The organism is Bacillus massiliigorillae, assembly GCF_000380245.2.
Taxonomy (GTDB): Bacteria; Bacillota; Bacilli; order Bacillales; family DSM-1321; genus Bacillus_AD; species Bacillus_AD massiliigorillae.
In genome coordinates this window covers 2,239,665-2,259,744 of record NZ_HG428741.1, presented here as the reverse complement: position 1 = coordinate 2,259,744, position 20,080 = coordinate 2,239,665, and the positions used below count along the sequence as shown (strand labels likewise).

Below are 20,080 nucleotides of genomic sequence, written 5' to 3'. Positions count from 1 at the left end.
CTCAAGTTGTCCTCCATTCGGCAAATGTCGACTTTCAGAGGTAATGTAACCTGATTTTTTCAAACGGTCAAGCGAATACCTAAAACGGTTAACGCTTAGGCCTAGTGCTTGGCGCATTTCATTTCGAGAAAGACATGACGGTTTGTCAAGCTAAGTGCGACATTCTTCTAGAAACGCTTCGTATGAAGTTTTCCATCCAATCCATTTCCTTGGTCTATCATTAATTAACGTAAGAGCTTGGAAGATATCGTTATTTGAAACCTTTGCTAAATCGGTTGCTTTTGGAAAGAACTCACGAAGCAATCCATTTCCGTTCTCATTCGAACCACGCTGCCAAGAAGAATAGGGGTACCGTCACATGCCCATTAAGCTAACAATCGATATATCCCCCGAAATGAAAAAAGAACTTCTAAAATTTTCGTTTTGGGGGTAATTGTTTTTCTTAGCTTGATAGCGATGGGGAATCAGCCCTAACAAAGTCAGCATATACTTGACTTTGAGAATCAGAACCTTGTTGTTTATGATTTTTAATTATGAAATTGCGATACATCTTATAACCCCTTGCTTCTTTATGCAATAAAAGTAGGCACATATGGTGGGTTTTCTATACGTCCTAAGTATGAATCTCCAGAATTTAGTGATAAGAGTAGTTATGGTAAGTAATGTTACTAGATAAAGCGTTTAAAATAGGTATTTGGGATGGATAAAATACATCTAGAAAAAGGGTAGTAAGGTATTAGAATTTGGAAAAAATAGTGACAAAATTAGTTTTTTGTGAAGACATGAATAATAATCCAAAAACTCCTTAGTTTTACAAAGTATACATATGCTGTTAGACTAGCGCATGTATAAAAAATTCAGAAAAGATAGACAAAAGGAGTGTAAAGCAATGAAAAAGGCAATGGCATATTTTTTAGTTTTTAGCATCATCGTATCAACTTTTTTTATTATCCCAAGTAAAAAAAGTTATGCCGCTTATTGTGGTGGAAGCACTACTGTAACTATCGATAATGATAGTGGCGCAAATAAGTCGTCGGGGTCATGGATACTAAATTACAACTCAGCTTCTAAAGGTGGAAACCATAGAACGGCTACGGGTGGAGACGGAAATACTAAATATTATTGGAGACATGGGTTCTGTGCAAATCCAAATAATCACAAATTGTTTGCTCACTTAAATGTCTCAGGATTCGACAACGATAATGCAAAGTATGTTGCTTACAACGGGAATTCGGGACAAGAAGTAACAATTGCTTATATTAATCAATACAAAATAAGAACGGCAGGTTGGTCATATATTGGTTCTCTAACGTTCCCACCATACGATTTTCCGTATAATTGGGTATACGTATCGCCACATACAGCAGAAGCGTATCAAAAAACTGGTGCAGATGCTATAGAACAAAAATAGGGGAGGAATGAAAAGAAATGAAAAAAGTAATCGGTATAGGGGTAGCTTTAGTTGCAGGTGCTGGAATTTATTTCGGTGGTGATTTCATTACGAAAACGGATAAGCCACAAAAGGTTGAGGCAACACAAGTTACGGTGTCTGATAAAGAAGATATTCAATATAAAATGATGAATGCAGTAGATTTTTATAGTTCAGCTGAAGGTTCGTTTACTTTAAAAAACGATAGAAGACATGCCAATTACACAGTTGATTATGCGGTATCATTAGGAGCAAACCCTACGGGTACGGTGAAAACAGCAGATCAAGGAGTACCTCGTTCATTAGAAAATTTCTCTAATGATAAAACAACGACCGTTTTTTATAAAACAAGATCAGTAGATGTTATGGATACGATTCCAATTTCTCAAACTGTAGCGAAAGCAAGAACTATAAGCAAAACACCATCGGATGCAGCAAGCCAAATTCTAGCAAGATATGAAGTGCTTAGCGATGGTGAATTAGCGGCTATTTACAGAAAAGAAAATCTTATCATGTCGAGGGCTTCTGAATCTTTATTCCCACAAGAATTAGCTATGAATTACTTAAAAGACTATAAAAACTGGGAAATTGGTGAAACGGTCAAGATGAACGGTTTAGACGCTGTAACAATTAATGGCGTGTTTGATGCTGGATTTAAAGAAAAGTATGATGGGATAGATAAGTTTGAGCTTTATGTAGCGAAAGATACTGGAATTTTGCTAGGATACAAGCTACTTGAAGGTACTGACGTTATCGAAACGTTAGTAACACATAACATCGTATTAAATAAACCAGTAACTACAACAAACTATGACCCGGCAGCTGTTTCTACTTTTAAACAGATGTAACAATAGAATATGGACTACGTAAATAAGGGCTATTAAATTAGCCCTTATTTCTTTTCTATGAAACTATAGATTTTCTTTTTCATACACCTAATTATTAATTTATGCCAACAAGGGGTTAGCGTCACATGCCCATCAAGCTAAGCTAAATCCTGACCCTTAAACCGAAAAAACGCTATGCTTAGCGTAAGAAATTTACGAGAAAGGATGGCGTTTTTTATGTCTATTATTTCGGACGAACTGTATCTTTTCGCCCAAGAACTACAAACCTCTTTATCCTCAACCGTACTACATGATATGGCTAAACAAGTAGGATTTGTCCAGCGTTTAAGCAAATATCAAGCAAATGAATTGATTGCTCTTTGTTCATGGTATAGTCAAGAAATTGCTAGCACGTCCCTGACTCAATTATGTAGCCTATTGGATGCTTCTACAGGGGTATTGATGAGTCCAGAAGGGCTGAATCAACGATTTAATCCAGTAGCTGTTGCCTTTCTTCGAGAAGTTTTTTCTAATCTTCTCCAACAAAAACTCTGTTCGACTCATTCTTTATCTGCTCATATGTTCTCTCTTTTCCATCGTATTCGTATTTTAGACGCAACGGTTTTTCAGTTGCCAGATACCTTTGCCGCCAATTATCAAGGATCAGGTGGCAGTAGTAACACTGCAGGAGTGAAAATTCAACTCGAATACGATTTACTCAGTGGTCAATTTCTTCATGTACAAGTTGGACCAGGGAAGAACAACGATAAAACATACGGTACAGCTTGTATTCATACTGTGGAAAAAGATGATTTATGCTTGCGTGATCTTGGTTACTTTGATTTGAAGGATTTACAAGCGATTCATGATAAAGAAGCCTATTATATCTCTCGTTTAAAACTGAATACTCGTGTCTATGTCAAAAATCCAGAGCCGGAATACTTTAAAAATGGCACACTGAAAAAGCAAACAGAATACCTTCAGCTCCATATGACAGAGTTCATGCATCAGTTAGAACAGGGTGAAACGATGGAAATTCCCGATGCCTATATTGGGCAAAATCAGAAACTACCAGCTCGTGTTATCCTTCATCGTTTGACAGAAGATCAAACGCAAACACGCTTAAAAAACCAACTCATACGTGAAAAGAAAAAAGGAATTATTATGAAGGAAAAGAGTAAACGGTTAATGGGAATGAATGTCTATATAACAAACACTTCACCACAGGTCGTGCCAACAGAATATGTCCATGCTTTATATTCTCTTCGCTGGCAAATTGAAATTTATTTAAAACATGGAAATCATTCTTTGAAATTGATGCCTGTAAAAAGATGAAAAAAGAACGCTTGGAGTGCCACTTGTACGGACAACTCATCTCTATCTTTCTATGCTCATCAACCATGTTTCAAATGAGACAGCTTCTACTAGAAAAAAAGAAGCAAGAACTAAGCGAGTACAAAGCCATTTACATGATTAAAGATTACTTTCCCTTATTATTTCAAGCTATGTCTATGAATACAGAAGCACTTCTAAAAGTCCTTCATCGACTGTATCAATTATTAAAGAAGAATGGTCGGAAATGTCATCGATACAAGAAAAAGACGCTATTCGATATTCTCGGTGTGGTGTATGAAAGAACAATCGAACCTAAACAAGTTGCCTAGCTCAAAAATCCATTTTTTTAGGCTTATTTGATATGCCTATTTTTCGATTGCTTTCTCGCTTTGAAAAATAGGCAGGCGAATTTAAGCATCTACGTTCTTAGCTTGATGGGTATGTGGTAGGACCCCTTACAGGCTTGTTTGAAGCGGGGGCTTCTCAGGTAATAGGTACTTTTACTAGCTACCCAAATTGACCGAGCTAACGCCCTTGTTCAGAAAGGTTATATATGTATATCTTTCTATTCTAACGCCAATAGGCGTATGGCTTCTATTCTTGATATTGATTGCAGCGTTGTGATCACGTTCCATAATAGAGCCACAAGAACATTCATATGTACGTACAGACATAGGCATCTCTTTTTTATTTCCGCAACAAGAGCACGTTTGAGTAGAAGGAAACCACTTATCAACGTTGATAAGTTTCTTTCCTTGCTCTTCTAGTTTGTAAGTTAAGTAGGTTGTGAACATACCCCAACCATTGTCTGCAACGCTTTTGCCGAATTTTAACGCACGAGACATCCCCTTTCATATTCAAATCTTCGACTGCAACGGCATCGAACGCTGTTGCTAGTTCTTTGGATTTGTGATGAAGGAAATTTTTGCGTTGGTTAGCTACTTTTTGCTGTAATTTCGCAACAAAAAGACGTTGCTTTTTTCCAACGTTCAGAACCTTTGATTCTTCTCGATAATACTCTTTGTGCCTTTGCTAGGCGGTCCATCATTTGACGATAAAAACGAGGGTAGTTGGCTTTCTTACCTTCGCTATCTACATATAATTCAGCCATTGCAAAGTCTAGTCCAACCACTTTTTCTAATTTGGGTTGCACTATTTGTTTTTCATATTCAGTCAAAATCGACACATAGTATTTACCCGTTGGTGTCATTGGAATCGTACACGATTTAATATTGTGCCCAACAGGGACTTGTCTATGTTGATTGATTTTTACGAGTTTTAATTTAGGTAATTTAATATGATTGTCTAGAAGCGCAATATTGCTATTTACCTCATTCGTTGTATAGGATTTTCTATCTTTTTTACTTTTGAATGTTGGAAAGTCCGAATTTCCCGCAAAGAAGTTCTTATAAGCAGACTCCAAATTCATTTGGGCATTGGCTAAAGCAAGAGAATCTACTTCTTTTAACCACTCAAATTCAGCTTTATACTTTGCTGGAGTAGGCATTTTTTGTTTTTTTAACGATTCACGATCATCTTTATACAAATCGAAGATTGCTGTGCGATTAGCTAACATTTTGTTATACACAAATCGAACGCAACCAAATGTTTTTCGAATAATCAATGCTTGTACAGTTGTAGGATGAATACGGAATTTATAGACTTTGTTTTGCTTCGTCATATTAGTTCACCTCGCTTGAAGCACTTATCATATCGTATCGAACGAACGTTTGTCTAATGGAAATTCCTTTGGCTTACGCCAACCAAAATTCATCTCCCGCCTAAAAAATGAGCTATCGCTCTTCACGTTTTTTGAGGAAGGAGAATTCTTTTGGGATTAGTTAAATAAAAGAAACTGAACCATCCGAGTAAATTAGAATAGGCGAACACAGAATAGGGAGTTACTACAATGTTTAACTTTACTAAGAAAGCAAAAGAGAACTTAATCTGGCATTGACTTAAGTGCTGCTGAAACTACTTCTTCTTGTTTATCATCCGCAAAGATTTCAAGTGTTGCATTTTTATTTAAAAGTATAAGGTTGAAACCCTTGTATCATCAATTGGCTAACGGATTCTGTGAGTTCTTCTAATGAACAGTCGAATTTTCCTGCTAACCAATCTTGATATATTGATATTTGCCCACCTACTAAAAGATGCACACGTAATATATATTCTTGACGTTCTTGATTGGATTGTATGGTTTCTTGATAACTTATTATTTTTTCTATAAGAACGTCTTTTAATTTCACTATAAAGCAAGATGCCCCTTGTACCAAGACGGACTTCCGATAAAATTCAATGTCTTGTTGTAAAAAGTCGCCCATTTTAACAAAGAATGGCATAGGATTTTGAATTAATTCGCTGGCTGTAAAATCATCGAGAAAATCTACCATTTTTCCCATTATTTCATTTTCTATTTCTTCAATGATAGCATAGATATCCGAGTAATGAGCATAGAATGTCCCTCTACTTATTTCAGCTCTTTCCACAATATTTTTAACAGTTATTTTCTCAAAATCCTTTTCCAATACTAATTCTACAAATGCGTGCCTAATCATTTTTCTCGAACGAACGGCGCTTTTGTATTCTGCTTTCCCACTCATTTTTTTGCACTCCTAAAAATTATTTTCTAAAGTTGAACACTATGATCAGTGAATGTTCAAAGTTATACATATCGACGAAAATTGAACATTGCCCCTATTTATGAGGCTAAGTATACTTTATCTACAACCAAAAGTATACACTTGTATAATTTTATGAGGGGTATCTAGAAACCAAGATCATCCTTAATTAAGTAAATTGAAAGTGAGAGAAATAATTATGAAGAATGTAATGAATTGGAGATTAGCTTCGTTCGTTTTATGGATAGTAGTTACAATCATCCTTGTTGCGACGATGCCAAATTTAGGTCAATTGGTAAGGGAAAAGGGACAAATTACTATTCCTGAAAGTGCTCAAAGTAATATAGCAGCAGATATACTCAATCAAATGGATGAAGACAGTGATGAAGAGTATCAAATCATCGCTGTGTTTAATAGTGGTAATGATCAAGCATTAACAAATGAACAAAAAGAAGAAGTAAGAAAAATAATTAAAGAACTAAAAAGCGAACAATCTCAGTTAGGTATTAAGGATATTGTGACACATTTAGATAATGAACAAACGAAAAAACAACTCATTTCTAAAGATGGAACAACAATTCTGGCACAGCTTTCAGTTGAAAAGAATGATAGAGAAATTTCTGAGGTATCGAAGGAACTTACTAAAATTGTAGATAGTAAGAATGTAGATACCTTTTTAACAGGAAACGAGCTTGTAATGGAAGATTTTGTTCAATCAACTCAAGAGGGTATACAGAAAACAGAAGTGATAGCGATTATTTTTATCATCGTTGTACTGATTCTTGTTTTCCGTTCACCAATCGTACCGTTCGTTTCTCTTTTAACAGTAGGTATATCCTACTTAGTGTCGCTCGGAATCGTTGCGCATTTAGTCGATCAGTTTAATTATCCATTTTCTAATTTTACGCAAGTATTTTTAGTCGTTATTTTATTCGGTATTGGGACAGATTATAATATTTTGCTTTTCACTCGATTTAAGGAAGAACTGGTGAAGCAAGAAGATAGTTGGACAGCCGTTAGAGTAACGTATAAAACAGCTGGTAAAACCGTTATGTATAGCGCGCTCGCAGTGTTTATTGGATTTATAGCGCTTGTTTTGGCAGAATTCAGCTTATACCAATCGAGTTCATCCGTGGCGATTGGGGTAGCTGTACTCGTACTGGTTTTGATGACCTTAAATCCATTTTTTATGGCTTTATTAGGGAAGAAGATGTTCTGGCCAGTGAAAACATTTAATGGACATAATGACAGTAAAATCTGGGGATTTTTAGCTAAGATTTCTGTTTTAAGACCATTAGTTGTTTTAGTATTTATAGCAATCTTATGTGTTCCCTTTGTCATCAATAACAGTAATTCATTAAGCTACAATGATTTGCTAGAAGTTGATGATAGTTATGCTTCTAAGAAAGGAATCACGGTCATTGAAGATCATTTCCCTGCTGGCTTTTCTTCACCAGCAATTCTTGCCATACAGTCAAATGAAGCATTAGATAATGCAAAATCATTACAAGCATTGGATGATATAGCTGAGCAGATTTCGCGAGTTGATGGTGTATCAAAAGTAATGACAGTTACTCGTCCAGCAGGAGAAAAAATAGATGACTTATATATCACAGAGCAATCAAAAATAGTCAATAATGGTTTAGGCGACGCTAATGAAGGTGTTGGAAAAATCAATAATGGATTGTCTTCAGCTGAGAAACAATTGGGTCAAACAGATACGAGTGGTGTGCAAAATGTTCAGGCATTAATTGATGGAACAAGTGAACTGAAGACAGGTGTTTCGAGTTTAGGGAAAGCAATTAATCAGTTAACGAACGGTGTAGGCGCAGGAGCGAATGGCGCTCAAGAACTAGAAAACGGTTTAGCTTCTGTAAAAGAAAATATGAATTCTTTAGCGAGTTTCATGCCACAATTGTTGACTGGTTATACGGAACTTGAAAAAGGTTTATCCTCATTTAGTACTTATTTCGCAAGCATTAGTCAAGCTATTGAAAGTGCAAGCAAAGGTTATGTGCAAATTGAAGGTTCAATGAACGCACTAGTGCAGGCAAAACCAGAGTTGGCCAATGATGTGAATGTACAAACAACGCTAGGGATTGCTTCAGCTGGAAAGCAGCAGTTAAGCCAGTTATCAGTAAAACTAAAAGCGCTAACACCTCAATATGATGGTGCAATGAAATCATTTAGAGAAGCAAATAATTCACTTGCCAAAGTAAACAGTGGCCTCTCACAATTACAAGCAGGTGTGAATCAGCTACACGAAGGTTCTGCTAGCTTAAAGAATGGATTACAGACAGCTGCAGATGGCTCCAACCAAATTGCAAGCAAAACACCAGCTCTTGAAACAGGATTAACGATGATAAATGTAGGACAAGAGCAATTACTTACTGGACTAACGGATTTAGCAAAGCAAATGGAAACCTTACAATCAGGGTTATCAGCAAGTACAAAAGGCTTAAAAGAAGTTAGCACAGGATTAACCAGTGCCCAAGATTATTTAACAGGTCTTAGTGAATCAAAGGCTTCTGAAAAACTTTATATTCCAAAAGATATTTTAGAAAGTGATGAATTCCAAAAATCGTTGAATATGTATATGTCTGATAATAGAAAAATAGCTCGAATGAGCATCATTTTAGATGTAAACCCCTATTCAAAGGAAGCAATGACAATTGTAGACGGAGTAGAACAAGAGATAAAAGCTATCATCCAAAGTGGCGAACTAAGTGATGCGACAGTAGCAATTGGTGGTAGAACATCTCAAAATGTGGATCTTGAAGAGATTGCTAGTGGGGATTTCGCTCGAACAGCAGCTATAATGCTAATTGGAATTGGGATCATTCTGATCATTATTACTCGCTCTTTCTGGAAACCGATTTTTATCATTACCTCTTTAGTATTAACATACTTTTCTGCACTTGGTATGTGTGAATTAATAAGTAATAAACTTCTAAATGTAAGTGAGCTAGGATGGAATGTACCGTTCTTTAGTTTCATTATGATTGTTGCACTAGGCGTAGACTACAGTATTTTCTTAATGATGCGCTATAGAGAGTTGGATGGTAATTCTACGAAAGCTATTGTGGATTCCGCACGTCACATCGGTGGCGTTGTTATATCAGCTGCAATCATTCTTGGAGGTACATTTGCGGCATTAATTCCTTCAGGGGTTCTTACACTAATTGAAATAGCCATTACTGTTATTCTCGGTCTATTCTTACTTAGCTTTGTAATGTTACCGATTTTAATACCAGCTTTGTTAAGTGGAATGGATCGAATTCGCAAAATAGGACGAATTAAAAAGTAAATCAATGTTATTTGTAAGTTAATTAGATAGCATATTTAATTATAATTAAATTAGCATACAACTGGTGAAGAATGAGACACCTTATATAGATAAATGTAGATAATAGATACTAATCGAGAAAACCATTCACAATGAGTTAGTAGTAGTTTGTTTATGATTTTTAATAATTGCGACTATAAATTATGGTTGAAATCCTTTTAATATGGTATTCTATAAGTAGATTTACTTTTTTAATTTTTAATTTACTATTTTTCGCACAACAGCGAAACCAAAACACGAACTTAAACCTATGAGGTTATTAGAGTAACATTTTCCTACTTGGAGTCTGTCTATTAAACTAATAAATCCTTATAGGTTTTTTTGTCGTGTGTATCTAAACAAGAAAGGGGAATTTTATCTATATTTTAAATCTAGAAAATAGTGTTTCACTACGATGGGTATATCCTTTGGAATGCTCTTTTTTTTGTAAATGAAAACAACATATACTTCAAGGAGGCTTGAACATACAGTAAAGGGTAACGACAACTTTAAAAGTATAAAACAACAAACTCTATAATTAAGGGGAAATTAAAATGACTCAAGATAGCACATTTTATCAATTTAAAGTATTAGAATATCGTTTAGATAGCGGTTTAGATGAACCAAATTTTGAAGTTGGTGAAGCTGTAATCTAAAATGAGGACACAGGTGAAATTTTTAAAGCAACCATTTGGTGCGATTTATTTGATTTAAGTGAAGGGATTATTGAAAATCCATCTACCTATCTTAATTTAGAAACTAAAGAGGAAGATGATAATGGAGAACTCATATTTGAATCTTATGAATTAGAAGAATTCGACATTGACGTTTCTACTGTTAAAAAAGAGGGCGAGTTTAAGTATTATACACGCTTTGACCGTCAAATTGAATTAGATACCTGGATTCCAAATAAGAGCTATGAAAAGCACTATGAATTACGTGGAGTACGCTTCTTCATTGGAGAAATCGGAGAAGATACGAATGTGATTGGTGAAGCTATCATTATGGATTTAGATACAGAAGAACAATTAATCGAGCCAGTTAATACCGTTAAGCAAGATGATTCATTCGGTGTGGTTGATCCTTATGTTTTTGTTCGTCTACGTAAAGGGTGGAGATTCGAGAAGAAGCCTATCTTTGTAGACTATGAATTAGAACATAAATTTGACGTTGAAATAGCGTTCGTTAAGAGTAATGAGAACGAATTGACTATTCTAGACCGTAATAAAGTCGCGTATGAACTGAATTCAGGGTATGAATTTGATGATGAAACCCAGCAGTTGCAACTTTTCTAAGTGCAGCTTTTTTTATTGGCCAAAACCTAATTTAAAAGGAGCGAGACATATGTATACGCTAATTTCGGACGGAAAGAAATTGCCGGCAGTGAAAGATGAAACGGAAAGCCAATTGAAGCGAATATTAGTCCGCTATTAATGAACGGAAAAATGTACTTTGCTATTTTCAACATTAAATAAACCAATAAATCGAGAGGATGATTAACTATCAGTGATAAGAAATTCAAAAAATATATGAGAGTAGTCCTTAAAGCAAATTTATCTGAATTGCTATATAACGAGGAAGATAAAAGGCCTTTAGGATATATCAACTCATTTAAAATCACTGATGATGGAGAACGCGCCAAATTTGTTGCGATTTTCGAGAACAAGGAAGGAGTAATAGAATATACAGAATACCAACAAAATCAAATTAAAATCTTGAATAGACGTTTTTCAATCTATCGTGAAATCTATACGTAATTTCTTTGATTATGAAGGTGATGGGGATAATTATCCGTACTTACCTACAGGACTTTGGTTTAAAGATCCGGCACGAATCAAAGAAACGAAAGAGCGAATTTACTATTTCCAAAGTTCTTTCTTAGATTGCTAAATTAATGGAAGGTGCAAGAGGTTCTACTCAGGCATCTGGTGAATTTAGAAAAGTGCCAAACTTTATTGGACCTACTAAACGAATTGAACCAAAAGACCTTTTGCTATTTCTAATCTACCTTATGAATCTACTTTGCTTTTAGGTACGAGATTGGACGAATCTACTAGACGTGCAGCCAGTATTAAGAAATGGGAAGTAGATGAGTTTTTAGGTAAACACGCCTATTTCTCTGTTTAAGTTCTTATTGAACAAACGGAGCAGGTTAGTGAAAGAAGAGTTTTAGATGAAAACACCAGGGAAACATGAGGTTAGCTATGTTAAAAAATAAAACCCTACTCTTCAGTAGGGTAAAGATGGAACTAAATAATATTTGTTCTCAATTTTAGAATACTCCTCAACAGTTATATTAAATTTATCGCAAATCGCTTCTATAAATAATTTATCATCTATGTCTGGATTATAATACTTTCCATTCTTAGTCATAATATTAAATAGGTTTCGAGCGTAACTGTGTATGTCGAAATCGTCATATCTATTAACTTTTTCAATATAATAATTTAAATTTGAAATATATTGGATAGCTACTCTTTCAAATTCAGAAGAGGAAAAAACGATTTTTTGATTTATTGAAAGGTGGCTTTCGAATAAATAGATTGAGTTTTTATTGGGTAGTGTACTATCATATACAAAAGTATTTTTACCAGATTGTCCGCAAATAATAAAATCTTTTTTGCTTAGGATATCACCACTTTTATTAGGATGATTCTTTAGAATAAAACGAAGTGTTCTTGCGGGCGTTTTAAAATTCTTAAATTGCTCAACAGTCTCAATATTTGAAATTTCTCTATCTACGTTTAATTTTACATACATAGTTTCGTTCTCAATCTTAACACTTGGATTGCTAATAAAATTTAATAGATAGTGTTTTTCGATTGCTTGAATTGTAGATTGTTTAAGAATATTTATTTTTTTACTGAAGTTGTGTGTAGTAGAAGAATCAGCAGAAAGTGTAATTATTAACAGTAAAGGTAATATAAGAATACATCTTTTTTTCATTACTTCTCCTTTATGTTGCTTGTGGTATAAGCAAAAAAAAAAATATGAAAAAATATTGAGAGAAGTATGTAATTAGTGTGGCGAATATATTAAATCAGGGAACAGAACAGTACATATAGCATAGAAACAGAAATACTGAAACAAATAAAAATGAGATGAATGTAAAGTTTGTAAAGAAATACACTTAAATAATCGGGTACTAGAGCTGAAGATCGAGGCTGCTATATAGTAGTCTTTTTTGTTATGCAACTAAAGGGGCAGGTTAGGTCAATATGAAAAGATGAAAATTAATATACAAAAGAATTAGAGAGTATCTTAGATTGAAAAAGGACGAGATTGTGACTGCAATCGATAAAGCTTAAAAAAGATCAAAAGTTTAACACTTTATGTTAATTAATAAGGAATTTATTCATGGATGAATTGTACATCTAATTTCTCACTATATGTTTGTCCTAATTTAACAGCTTCATTTTTTGTTAAATCAGTTGCAAGTATACTACACAAATCGTTCCCTATATTAAACCTGAAAAATAGTATGTGTTTTTTAAAAATTAAAAGAATCCATTTTGATTATTTTTTTACATCTTATTTATGAAGGAAGGTTCTATATTTCCGTAGAACCTTTCTTTTTCTACTAAACTTCGACATTTTTCGGGTAGTGGGACCTTTTCCTATTATCACAACAGTAAATCAAATGGAGAAATTTTCTTTGCCTTTATTATCATACTTGCAATTTCTTCTGGGGTCTCTAAAGCGCCCTTTTTAATCCACAATTGGATAATTGATATGATACTTGACAATAACATTTCTTCTGCGTAGTCATGTGGTAATCCTTCCATTTGAAGTGAAAGATTTTCTGAAAGATTCACTTTTTTTATGATTGTATCCTTAATAATTTCTTTGAAATTATCTATCAATTTATTATTTCTCCCAACACTCATTAATACACTTAGCATCTTCATATTAACTAATGCATATTTCAAAACCTCTAAAATTGCTTCATATGGAATTAACTCGACTGAATCATTTATGTTATCATCTCTATATTTTTCAAAAGTTATTTGTATATTTTGTAAAAAATCTATTTCTAACTGATCTAAAAGATCATATTTATCTAAATAATGTAAATAAAAGGTTCCGCGATTGATATTCGCTTTTCTAGCTATATCACTAATAGTCAGACTATCTATTCCCTTTTCTATTAATAATTCTAAAAATGCGTGTTTAATTTTCGTTTTAGTTCCTGTTTCACGTATAGACGTCATATTTCAAATCTCACTTTCTTAAATCAACACCAGATCCTAATCTGTTCATTGATTCACAATTTCTTTTATTCTATGATAATTATATAAAGTAATCAACAAGTTGTTCATTTAAGGAGGTGCTATACCATGGCTTATATTGAAATGATTGATAGTTATAAAAAATATCAAACCGGGAACACCGTTGTATTTGCGAATAATGGCGTAAGTTTTACGATTGAAAAAGGAGAGCTTGTCGTCATTTTAGGAACTTCAGGAGCAGGAAAATCAACGGTTTTGAATATTTTAGGAGGGATGGACACAAACGATGAGGGGCAAGTAATCATAGATGGAGAAGAGATTTCTAATTTTACATCCAAGCAGCTGACTACTTATCGTCGCAATGACGTTGGATTTGTCTTTCAATTTTATAATCTTGTTTCTAACCTGACAGCCAAAGAAAATGTAGAGTTAGCTTCTGAAATTGTCAATCATGCGCTAGATGCAGAAACGGTTTTGAAAGATGTTGGCTTAGAGCAACGAGTCAATAATTTTCCTGCCCAGCTTTCCGGGGGAGAACAACAGCGAGTAGCAATTGCTCGTGCAGTTGCTAAAAATCCAAAGATTCTTTTATGTGATGAACCTACAGGTGCACTAGATTATAAGACTGGAAAGCAAGTTTTACAGATTTTGCAAGATATGAGTCGAGAACAAGGTGCAACGGTGATAATCGTTACTCATAATGCGGCTATTGCGTCAATTGCTGATCGAGTCATTCATATGCATGATGCGAAGGTCAAGAATATTGAAATCAATCATAATCCTAAAGACATTGTCGATATTGAATGGTAGAAGAGGGATATGATGAAACGAATATTTTGGAAAGATATCTATCATTCTATAACCAGCTCATGGAGCAGATTTTTTGCGATTTCTTGTTTAATGCTTTTGGGTGTATTTGCGTTTGTCGGGTTGAAGGTCACTGGTCCAGATATGCGATTGACAGCAGAGAACTTTTTTTCAAAAAATCATTTAGCCGATCTGTCCATTGTTTCTACATATGGTTTAAATGAGAGTGATCAGCAGCTAATCGAATCGGCGAATCAGCTCGATATTGTGGAATATGGTTATTTGAAAGACGTTGTGATAAAAGACACAGATGAAAGTATTCGTATCTTTTCGGCTCCTGGCTCGTTATCTCAGTATGAAATCATCAACGGCTCTATGCCGAAGAGCGATGATGAAATTGCATTGGACTTTTTGTATGAAGGCAAATATAAAATCGGAGATACAATCACGTTTACTGAGGAAGAAGATGTTGAAGGAAATCACGTATTAAAGAAGCATCGTTTTACCATTGTCGGTTTTGTTAAATCAAGTGAATTAGTCGATAAGAACAATATTGGACAAACAACCGTCGGTACCGGTAAGCTGAATGGCTATGCAGTCGTTACGGAGAGTACATTTGATTCAGAGGTGTACATGATTGCTCGTCTTTCCTTCTCAAATACAAAAGGTTTAAATGCTTATAGTGATAAATACAGTGAGTTAGTGCAGGAGCATAAAGCTGAACTGAAAGCCACTTTGCAAGATCAATCCGAACAACGATTAGACATGATTAAAGAAGAAAAGCAAGCTGAACTTGATGAGGGTTGGGACGAAATCAAGGATGCTAAACAGCAAATAGCTGATAGTCAAACTGAACTTGATGATGCTAAGCAGCAACTTGATGATGTTAAAGGTGAAATAGCTGAGAATCAAGAGAAGCTTGATACGGAGGTAGCCAATGCACTGGATAAAATTGGGGAAGGTCAGAAACAGCTCAATGATGCACAAACATCAATCGCTACAGCTGAAGGGCAATTAAAAGAGGCACAAAAACAATTAGCTAACGGGAAAGCAACGTTAGATAAGAAATGGGCACAATTACAATCCGCCATAAATCAGTTGGATTATGCGAAAGAGGTGTTGAATAAGACGTACAGCCAATTAGCCAGTGTGGCACAAGCGATTCAAGAAGGGAAAGCACAGCTTGACAGCGCTCGTCAGCAGATTACCCAAAATGAACAATCATTGGTTGCTGCACAAAATGAAATCAATGAAAATCAAAAAGATGTCGATGCTAATAAAGCTGTTTTAGCAGAGAAACAAGCTGAAATTCATACTCAACAGGTAGCACTGAATGAAAAGAAATCTGAAATAGAAAAAGCACAAAGTGAAATTGACAGTAAGCAAGCTGATTTAAATGCCAAGACAACAGAACTGGTGAATGGAAAAGCAAGCTATGAAGCCGGAATTACCAAACTTGAAAATGGCCTCTCGTCTGGTAAGGAACAATTAGCCGTTCTGCAAAGTCAGCAAGAAGCTTTAGTAGAAAGCATACGCCAGTTACAAGCAGAAAAAAAGGTGGCTGAACAAGCAGGAGATTTCACAAAAGTAGAAGAAATCGAAACAGAAATAGAGGCGTTAAAAGCCCAGCTGAACCAAGTAAGAGCAGCTATTGCCAGTGCAGAGCAAAGCATTACAGAGACCGAAAACAAATTGGCAGCTATTCAGGTTGAGTATAACTCATTTATGACAAATACGTATACGCCTGGAATAGCGATGATGGAAGCTAGTCAAGCAGAACTTGATGAAGCGCGAACACAAGTGGACGCAGGTAAGCAACAAATTGTAGCAAGCCAAGCAAAAATTGTTGCAGCTCAGGAACAAGTAGATGCAGGCAACCAGCAAATTGCAAAAGTTCAAGCGAAAATCAATGAAGCCCAGGCGCAAGTGAATGCAGGCAACCAGCAATTAAAAGACGCCAAGGTGACACTTGCTCAACAGGAATCTGTATTGGTTTCAAAGGAAAAACAATATGAAGCTGGATTAAAAACTTATAATCAGGGCATTTCCACTTACAACGAAAACCTTAAAGCATACTATTCCGGCTTAGAAAAGTGGACGGAAGGAGTCGAAGTGCTCAACCAAAATTCCGTTACATATGAAAGCAAGGTTGGGCAATTAACAGAAGCGAAAGCCAAGCTAGCTAATAAGCAAAATAAATTAGCTGAGGCGAAGAGAGAATTTGCTCAAAAACAATCAGAGAGCCAACAGCAAATTGATGAAGCGAACGAACAAATTGTCTCGAAAGAAAATGAATACAAGGAAAAATTAGAGGAATTTGAAAGCAAGAAAAGTAAAGCTGAGAAAGAAATTGCTGAAAGTGAACAAGATTTGAAGGAAGCAGAAGAAGCAGTGAATGATTTATCGTTGCCCAAATATACAGTAGGTGACCGTAAAGATAACGCTGGATACAAAATCTATTTAAATAACTCACAGAGTATAGATGCTTTGTCTAATGTATTCCCTGTATTCCTATTTGCGATTGCCGCTTTAGTAAGCTTAACCACGATGACACGATTTGTTGATGAGCAACGGATCAATATTGGAACGTTGAAGGCATTAGGCTACAGCAATCGAGATATTCATATGAAATTTATTGTGTATGGATTCGTGTCAAGTACGCTAGGTTCAGCTATAGGAGCAGTAATCGGACATATACTGCTACCAGTAATCATTTTTAATGCATATACAACAACAACGACTTTTTCACATGTTGAGTTGCATTTTTCACCGCTATATACAATAGTGGCTTACGTGATTACAATTTTATGTACTGTTTTATCGGCATATTTGGTCGCAATGAAAGAATTAAGGGAGCAACCGGCTAGTTTATTATTGCCTAAGCCTCCTAAAACAAGCTCAAGAATTTTGTTGGAGAGAATAAAGCCGATTTGGAAGCGAATGAATTTTACTTATAAAGTGACGGCTAGAAACCTATTTCGCTATAAGAAACGAATGTTTATGACAATCTTTGGCGTTGCGGGTTGTATAGCTCTTCTCATTACAGGTTTCGGACTTAAAAACTCCTTGTCAGGTATTGTCGACAGACAGTTTGGAGAAATCATCAAGTATGATTTGATTGTTGTCAACAATGATGACCTTGATAGCGGTGAGATGAAGGAACTGAATAATCAACTGAATGATGAAGCGATTCAGCAAACAAACAGTGTTCATTTTGAAAAGTTGACGGTCATCGCAGGTGATAATAACAATAGTCAATCTATTACACTGCTAGTTCCTGAAGAGGAAGAAAGTTTTAGGGAATTTGTGCATCTTCAAAATCGGGAGTCAGGTAAAAATATAGAGTTACTAAATGATGGTGTAGTTGTTTCAGAAAAAATAGCCGACTTATTAGAGGTTTCAATAGGTGATACGATTGCATTAACGGATAGCAACGACCAAATAAGAGAAATGAAAATAGCCGACATTACGGAAATGTATATGGGGCATTATTTGTTCATGAATAAAACAGAATATAAGGGGATTTTCGGAAAAAGAGTATCTCCAAATGCGTCATTAGTTACTTTGAAGGATTCGGGAGCAAACATTGAAGAAATTGCAGCTGATTTTATCAGTCTTAGTGGTGTCAATGGTGTTCAGCATAATATTCAAATGAGCACACAGATTAATGCCATCATGATGGGATTGAATAAAGTTGTTTTAGTATTGATTATTGTTTCAACGATGCTGGCTGCTGTTGTGATTTATAACCTGACAAATATTAATGTGTCAGAGCGTATCAGAGAATTATCAACGATTAAGGTTCTGGGCTTTTACGATAAAGAAGTGACGCTTTACATTTATCGGGAAACTATTATCTTATCCATTATAGGGATATTAGTGGGATATGTAGTAGGGTTCTTCCTGCATGCGTTCATCATCGCTGCATTGCCCCCAGATGAGTTTATGTTCAGTCCCGATTTATGGTTTAGTAACTTTGCATTATCTACAGGCATTACTTTATTGATTACGTTTGTTATTATGATTGTAATGCATTACAAGATGAAGTATGTGAATATGTTAGATGCCTTAAAGTCTGTTGAATAGAATTTACAAATCGATGTGTTCAAAATGAATTAGGTGAAGTTTCGCAGGAGTAAAGATAAAAGATTTAGAAATACATCAAAAGAATGACATCAAATATTACTTATTAAATCCAAAACAATATTTAAGTGTGCACGAGTCATCTTCTAGAGATAGTTATCGAGCAGATAATAAAAAGATATTTAAAAAATAGATTTCTTGAAAAGAATGTTAAGTAAAAACTAAAAGTAGTGTTCTCCATATTAAGGGCTGTGTTCAGCTCTTTTTCTTATGCAGCTATCGAGTCAGTTTAGTGGAATAAGGATTTTATTGCATTGTGTATGGATAAAACGTTTATAAATTGTTCTTGGTATATCACAGCATTATAACTAATGTAATATTAAATTAAGTGCATTTAATCAAATAATTAATTAAACAGAAGAAATGAGGAGTTATTCAATATGAGATTAGAAAGCGAAAGAATTTATCTAAGACCTCTTTGTGAGTCAGACGCTCCTAATATTTTAGAATATACAAAAGATAAAGAAATACGTTATATGACAGGAACCAATTCTAATTTTTCATTGGAGCAAATTAAGTCACATATAAAGAATATAAATAATGAATCTAGTCGTTATGATTTCGCTATTTGTCTAAAAAGTAGTGATGAAATGGTTGGGGAGTTATCAATTTTCGATATTGATGAGGAAAGTAAAAAAGCTGGATTCAGAATATCAATGGTTTCTATTTCATTAACAGGGAAAGGATATGGTACAGAAGCTATTAAAATAGTTCTAAGTTTTGTCTTTGATCAACTCAAATTAAACCGTATACAGTTGGAAGTATATAGTCATAATCTACGTGGAATTAGAGCCTATGAAAAAGTGGGCTTTGTAAAAGAAGGTGTTTTACGTCAGTCTTTATTTTTTAATAAAGCATATTCAGATGAAATTATTATGGCAATACTTAAAAGTGATAATGACAATATGCTATTGTAATTGCCATTCTGTTAATACATACACTTAAACTAACCAGCTAATAGTTTGTCAAACATTAAGCTAAATTATGAAATTCTAACGTGTTATACTAAAAGTAGGGCATGACAAATAAGCTTCCTTTATTATGGAAGTTCCTTGAAGATATGTGAAAATTTATTTCAAGCAACATCATGGAATGTTGTTTTGTTTTTTAAAAGAGCGTAAATCCAATGTAAAAGCTTGTTAGCACAGGCAATAATGGATACTCGATAAGGTTTGCCTTCTTCATGTTTCCTATCGTAAAACTCACGTAATCTCTTATTTCGAGGGATGAGTTCTTTTGTCGTTCGGGTTTTACGTGCATCTCGAATGGCACAACGGACAGCTGTAAATAGAGCATGTCTAAGCCTGCTGGAACCCCTTTTCGTGATATGATTTTTAGTTCCCTTAAAGGTACCAGATTCAAAT

11 protein-coding genes and 3 pseudogenes are annotated in these 20,080 nt (G+C 34.8%); 8 read left to right on the top strand and 6 right to left on the bottom strand.

The genetic code is table 11. The annotated features are described in order from the left end of the window. Positions 1–150 precede the first annotated feature (150 nt). Positions 151–348 (bottom strand): annotated as a pseudogene (locus TX86_RS26255) (transposase); the annotation flags it as partial. A 541-nt stretch (positions 349–889) separates the two neighbouring features. On the opposite strand from TX86_RS26255, the gene TX86_RS10440 reads away from it, so the two are divergent. The 3 genes and pseudogenes from TX86_RS10440 to TX86_RS10430 all read left to right on the top strand — a co-directional run bounded on the left by TX86_RS10440 (position 890) and on the right by TX86_RS10430 (position 3,920). Continuing rightward, the gene (locus tag TX86_RS10440; RefSeq protein ID WP_042348663.1) at positions 890–1,411 is read left to right on the top strand and encodes a hypothetical protein; all 522 of its coding nucleotides are present in this window, start codon (positions 890–892) and stop codon (positions 1,409–1,411) included. Between the two features lie 17 nt (positions 1,412–1,428). Next, a complete protein-coding gene (locus TX86_RS10435; protein WP_042348661.1) occupies positions 1,429–2,277 on the top strand; it encodes a hypothetical protein in 849 nt (282 codons plus the stop codon). A 216-nt stretch (positions 2,278–2,493) separates the two neighbouring features. Continuing rightward, a pseudogene (locus tag TX86_RS10430) lies at positions 2,494–3,920 on the top strand (IS4 family transposase). Positions 3,921–4,156: 236 nt separating this feature from the next. Here the strand turns inward: TX86_RS10430 and TX86_RS10425 are convergent. Together TX86_RS10425 and TX86_RS10420 are read right to left on the bottom strand one after the other, a co-directional pair. Then, a pseudogene (locus tag TX86_RS10425) lies at positions 4,157–5,272 on the bottom strand (RNA-guided endonuclease TnpB family protein). A 340-nt stretch (positions 5,273–5,612) separates the two neighbouring features. Next, on the bottom strand, positions 5,613–6,194 hold the full coding sequence (locus tag TX86_RS10420) for a TetR/AcrR family transcriptional regulator (RefSeq protein WP_042348660.1): 582 nt from the start codon (positions 6,192–6,194) through the stop codon (positions 5,613–5,615). Between the two features lie 217 nt (positions 6,195–6,411). Between TX86_RS10420 and TX86_RS10415 the strand changes: the two genes are divergently transcribed. Both TX86_RS10415 and TX86_RS10410 read left to right on the top strand, forming a co-directional pair. Next, complete coding sequence (locus TX86_RS10415; RefSeq protein WP_042348657.1) at positions 6,412–9,519, top strand: MMPL family transporter; 3,108 nt, start codon at positions 6,412–6,414, stop codon at positions 9,517–9,519. A 1,001-nt stretch (positions 9,520–10,520) separates the two neighbouring features. Then, on the top strand, positions 10,521–10,832 hold the full coding sequence (locus tag TX86_RS10410) for a hypothetical protein (RefSeq protein ID WP_042348656.1): 312 nt from the start codon (positions 10,521–10,523) through the stop codon (positions 10,830–10,832). Between the two features lie 934 nt (positions 10,833–11,766). Here the strand turns inward: TX86_RS10410 and TX86_RS10400 are convergent. Then, positions 11,767–12,483, bottom strand: a complete 717-nt coding sequence (locus TX86_RS10400; RefSeq protein WP_042348650.1) for a hypothetical protein — start codon at positions 12,481–12,483, stop codon at positions 11,767–11,769. Positions 12,484–13,160: 677 nt separating this feature from the next. Continuing rightward, the gene (locus TX86_RS10395) at positions 13,161–13,748 is read right to left on the bottom strand and encodes a TetR/AcrR family transcriptional regulator (protein ID WP_042348646.1); all 588 of its coding nucleotides are present in this window, start codon (positions 13,746–13,748) and stop codon (positions 13,161–13,163) included. A gap of 126 nt (positions 13,749–13,874) precedes the next feature. Between TX86_RS10395 and TX86_RS10390 the strand changes: the two genes are divergently transcribed. The 3 genes from TX86_RS10390 (at position 13,875) to TX86_RS10380 (ending at position 19,633) form a co-directional block, all read left to right on the top strand. Continuing rightward, positions 13,875–14,576: an ABC transporter ATP-binding protein gene (locus TX86_RS10390; RefSeq protein WP_042348643.1), complete on the top strand. Its 702-nt coding sequence runs from the start codon at positions 13,875–13,877 to the stop codon at positions 14,574–14,576. A gap of 12 nt (positions 14,577–14,588) precedes the next feature. Next, positions 14,589–18,659, top strand: a complete 4,071-nt coding sequence (locus tag TX86_RS10385) for an ABC transporter permease (protein WP_052343629.1) — start codon at positions 14,589–14,591, stop codon at positions 18,657–18,659. Positions 18,660–19,096: 437 nt separating this feature from the next. Beyond that, a complete protein-coding gene (locus TX86_RS10380) occupies positions 19,097–19,633 on the top strand; it encodes a GNAT family N-acetyltransferase (protein ID WP_042348641.1) in 537 nt (178 codons plus the stop codon). A 158-nt stretch (positions 19,634–19,791) separates the two neighbouring features. On the opposite strand, the gene TX86_RS26245 is transcribed toward TX86_RS10380, so the two are convergent. Next, on the bottom strand, positions 19,792–20,080 hold a 289-nt coding region (locus tag TX86_RS26245), incomplete at its 5' end, for a transposase (RefSeq protein WP_154663140.1).